2 protein-coding genes are annotated in these 2576 nt (G+C 63.3%); both read left to right on the plus strand.

Annotated features, from left to right (window positions below; all coding sequences use genetic code 11):
- The first annotated feature begins 160 nt into the window (after positions 1–160).
- On the plus strand, positions 161–1717 hold the full coding sequence (gene istA / locus D6T64_RS00100; RefSeq protein ID WP_119970249.1) for an IS21 family transposase: 1557 nt from the start codon (positions 161–163) through the stop codon (positions 1715–1717).
- On the plus strand, positions 1714–2463 hold the full coding sequence (locus tag D6T64_RS00105; RefSeq protein WP_119970251.1) for an ATP-binding protein: 750 nt from the start codon (positions 1714–1716) through the stop codon (positions 2461–2463). The genes istA and D6T64_RS00105 overlap by 4 nt, the downstream gene beginning before the upstream one ends.
- The last annotated feature ends 113 nt before the right edge of the window (positions 2464–2576 follow it).

Consider the following 2576-nt stretch of genomic DNA (forward strand, 5'->3'; position numbering starts at 1 on the left):
GGTGAATATTGGCTTCGATGGGCACCACCTGTGGTGCGGTTGAGCCCCACTGTTCAGATGCGTGACCTGCACCGTTCAGCCCCACGACCGGCGTGGTTGAGCCCCACCTGAAAAGCTCCTCCCACCATGTGAGCGCCACACGGTGGAAGGAGTACCGGTAATGGTACGGAAGATCAAAGCGAAGCAGATCCTGCAGCTGCGTAATCAGGGCTTATCGCGACGGGCGATCGAGTCCGCCCAGGGGATGTCTCGGCACAGCATTCGAGCTGTGCTAGATGCCGCAGAACGGCTCGGGCTCGGCTGGGATGACGTCGCCGAATTGTCGGAGGCCGCGGTGTATTCGACGTTGTTCCCCGGTCGCGGCGTCCACGAGTCCGTCTTCGCGCAGCCGGATTGGGGCCGAGTCCATACCGAGCTCGCGCGGGTCGGGGTGACGTTGAAGCTGTTGCACCAGGAGTATGTCGACGCGTCATCGATGGTGCAGGCGACGATGAGTTACGACCGGTTCTGCCGGCTCTATGCCGAGCATGCTGCTGTCTCGGGGGCGACGTCGAGGGTCGGCCACAAGGCCGGCCGCAGTATCGAGGTCGACTGGTCCGGGCCCACAATGCAGCTCCTCGACCCGACGACGGGCGAGATGTCGAAAGTGTATTTGTTCGTCGCGTGCCTCCCTTTCAGCCGCTACGCGTTCGTGGAAGCGACCCTGGATATGCGGCAGGAGGCGTGGCTACGCGCACACACGGCGATGTTTACGTTCTTTGGCGGCAGCGTCCCCCGTCTAGTGCCCGACAACTTAAAGACGGGGGTGATCTCCCACCCCAAGGAGGGCGAAGTCGTTCTCAACGATGCTTACCGGGAGATGGCGGCGCACTACTCGGCCGCGGTGCTCCCCGGCAGAGTGCGGCACCCGCGCGACAAAAGTAGCACTGAGAACACGGTGGCCCATGTCGCGACTTGGGTCATCGCCGGTTTGAGGAAGGAGACGTTCACTTCGCTGGCGCAGTTGCGCCTTCGAATCCGGGAACAGATGGAGGCCTACAACCGGGAGCCCTTTCAGAAACGTGTCGGGTCTCGCCTGAGCGTGTTCACCACCGAGGAGAAGCCGTTGTTGCAGGCGCTGCCGGCGGCACCGTTCGAGATCAGCACGTGGTCCTATAAACGAAAGGTCAACGCCAACGCCCACGTGGTCTGGGCCAAGAACTTCTACTCCGTTCCCTTCAGCCACATCGGTGCGCTGGTGGACCTGCGCGTCACTGAGACGATGCTGGAGGTTTATCGGCGCGATGAGCGTCTGGCCAGCCATTTGCTGCTGCCGGCCACGACGACGAACCAGTATCGGACGAACGAGGCTGACTTGCCCGAGGGACGCAGTTTCCAGGCCTGGGACCGACCCCGGATCGAGGAATGGGCCGCGCGGATCGGGCCGGCGACCGTCATCGTGACGGCCAAGATCTTCGAGACCGTCTTCATCGACGAGGCTGGCTTTGACGCCGCGCTGGCCGTGCTGAAACTCTCTCGCCGGTTCCCGTCGGCCCGGGTCGAGGCCGCCTGCGCACTCGCGCTGCGGGGCCCGGTGCGTTCCCCGCGTTATGCGCATTTGAGGCCGATCCTCGACACCGGGCAAGACAAAACCGGACAGACCCCCGAACCAGAAACGGAACCGGACCATGGCGGTTATGTTCGCGGCAGCGCCTATTACGCCGGAGGGAACCGTTGAGCGCGCTGGACGGCGAGACCAAACGCAAGCTCCGCGAGATGAACGCCGGCGAGCTCCTGCAGGCCATCGACCTCCAGGACGAGATCCTCTCCATCAGCCTGACCTTCGAGGAAAGAGTCCGGCTCGTCGTGGACGACGCCTACTCGACGTTCATGCATTCCAAGGTTGACGGGCTGATCCGGCGGGCGGGACTGCGTTACCCGAACGCGGATCTGCGGCGCGTCGACCTGATCGACGAGCGTGGTCTCAATCGGCAGGTGTTGACCCAGCTCGGGACCTGCTCGTTCGTCACCAGGCAGCAGAACGTCGTCTTCCAGGGCTTCACCGGGTCGGGGAAGTCGTATCTGGGATGCGCTCTCGCTAAACGGGCCTGCGAGCATCGCATCCGCGCCCACTACGTCCGGATGCCCGACCTCGAGGAAGCTTGGGTCGCCGCCCAGGATGCAACCGGCGGTGGCGGCAAATTCCTGCGGAAGTATGCCGCCTTCACGGTCTTGGTAATCGATGAGTGGCTGCTGGACAAGCCGACGGAATCCATGCGGACGATGCTGCTGGAGTTGATGGAGCGCCGTTACGGCGAGACCTCAACGGTGTTCTGCACCCAGTATCAACAAAAGGACTGGCACCAACGCCTCGGCGCCGGCGTTCACGCCGACGCCATCATGGACCGCATCATCCACAACACGACCTGGGTCGACACTGGCACCTACAACATGAGAGAAAAAGCGGCCCTCGCGACCGCGTAATCCGAGACGGGGAGCACCAGTGGTGCTGAGCCGCACCACCACTGGTGCTCTTCCGCACGATCAGTGGGGCTCAACCGCACGATCGGGTGGGGCTCACGGGCTCTAATACTCAC

It is taken from the genome of Cryobacterium melibiosiphilum (assembly GCF_003602235.1).
Classification (GTDB): domain Bacteria; phylum Actinomycetota; class Actinomycetes; order Actinomycetales; family Microbacteriaceae; genus Cryobacterium; species Cryobacterium melibiosiphilum.